This is a genomic window from Massilia glaciei (genome assembly GCF_003011895.2).
Classification (GTDB): domain Bacteria; phylum Pseudomonadota; class Gammaproteobacteria; order Burkholderiales; family Burkholderiaceae_D; genus Telluria_A; species Telluria_A glaciei.
Window position 1 is genome coordinate 1 of sequence record NZ_PXWF02000192.1, and the last position, 1567, is coordinate 1567.

Annotated in this window: 3 protein-coding genes; 1 reads left to right on the forward strand and 2 read right to left on the reverse strand. The window is 69.9% G+C overall.

What is annotated here, in order from left to right:
* The coding region (locus C7C56_RS11775) for an acyl-CoA dehydrogenase family protein (RefSeq protein ID WP_267874690.1) at positions 1-185 on the forward strand (185 nt) is incomplete at its 5' end.
* A gap of 97 nt (positions 186-282) precedes the next feature.
* On the opposite strand, the gene C7C56_RS11780 is transcribed toward C7C56_RS11775, so the two are convergent.
* Both C7C56_RS11780 and C7C56_RS11785 read right to left on the reverse strand, forming a co-directional pair.
* Positions 283-963 (reverse strand): OmpW/AlkL family protein, encoded by a 681-nt coding sequence (locus C7C56_RS11780; protein WP_106757590.1) that lies wholly within the window; start codon positions 961-963, stop codon positions 283-285.
* A gap of 63 nt (positions 964-1026) precedes the next feature.
* A partial coding sequence (locus tag C7C56_RS11785) for an SGNH/GDSL hydrolase family protein (protein ID WP_267874691.1) occupies positions 1027-1567 on the reverse strand: 541 nt, incomplete at its 5' end.

Below are 1567 nucleotides of genomic sequence, written 5' to 3' on the forward strand. Positions count from 1 at the left end.
GCGGCAAGTCGCTCGACATCGCCCGCGTCGCGCGCGACATGCTGGGTGGCAACGGCATCTCCGACGAGTTCGGCATCATCCGCCACATGGTCAACCTCGAGGTCGTCAACACCTACGAGGGCACGCACGACATCCACGCGCTGATCCTGGGGCGGGCCCAGACCGGCATCCAGGCGTTCCAGTGATCGCTGCCTGATCCATGCCCGGCGCCGGGAGGCGCCCGCGCCGCCCGGCCGAAAAAAACCCGCCGCGCGCGGGTTTTTTTTGGCTCCGGGCAAACGCCTAAAACTTGTAGCCCACCGACAAGCTCACGCCCTCCGGGTTGAGCGTCATCTTTTGCGTCTGGCCGGTCGAGTAATGCACCGTCGTCTTCAGGTAGGTCTTGGTCGCGGCCAGGTCCAGGAAGTACCTGGAGCCAATGTTGACGACCAGGCCCAGTTGCAGCGTGGCGCACACCTGCCCGTCCATCGCGAAGGTGGTCGGCGGGCCGCCCGGATTGGTCAGCGCGGTCAGTTGGCCGGAGCCGGTTTCGTTCTGAAACGACACGTAGCTCAGGCCGACGCCGGCGTACGGGCGCACCATCGATTCGGGCTTGAACAGGCGGTACTGCAGGAACGCTGTCGGCGCCAGCGCGTCGACAGCGCCGAGCTGTCCGGCGCCCTCGATCGCGCCGGCGGCGTACAGCGCATGCCGGTATGGCACGCCGACGTCGAGTTCGGCGACGACGTTGTCGCCCAGCGCGTAGGCGAGCGCGAAAATCGGTTGCGCGTCCCTGCCGACCCAGGCCTTGGTGCCCGGCAGCGCCGGCGCCGAGACGTCGCCGCTCTCGACCTTGGGGGTGATCTGGTTGTAACCGATCTTGGCCGCGAACTGGCCGGCGCCCTGCGCCGGGGCGCCCGCCGCCGCCGCGGCCGCGGCCGCCGCCACCAGCGCCCGTAGCGCGCCATTGAAACGTGGTCTCATATTGCCTCCGTGTTCCTCTTGAAATTGGCGGGGGCGCGCGCGGCGCGGCCCCCGCCGCCGGGCCTACAGCCAACCCTTGATGCTCATTTTGGCCGCCACGAAGCGGGCGATGAGCATGTGCTCGAACGGCGTCGGATGGACGTCGTCGGCGAACATGTGGCGGCTCACGTCGCCGGCACGCAGATTGTTGACGTTGCACACGAGCGCGGTGGCGCCGAGCGGGTTCGGAGCGCAGGCCGGCGTGGTGGTGTTGGTCAGGCCGTAGGGAGCGGGGTTGGCGGCCTGGTCGCGGCTGACCGCGTGCAGATTGACGTACAGCACCTTCGCCTCGCCCGCCACGGCCGTCCTGAGCGCGTTGTTGAAGGCTTCGATCATGGTCCTGATAAGCCCCTGAGTCGCGGCCGGCTGCGCCAGCGCCGACGGCGAGACCGACAGGTCCGGCAGCGCGTTGACGACCACCCGGGTGGCGCCCTTGGCGACGATTTGCGCCCTGACCAGCGCGCCGAGCTCGGCGCCGGCGGTGGCCATCGCGGCCACGGCCAGCGGGCCGTTGGCGGCCGCGTACTGGGCGCCGGCGGCGGTGCCGGCGCTGTTGCCGGCGGCG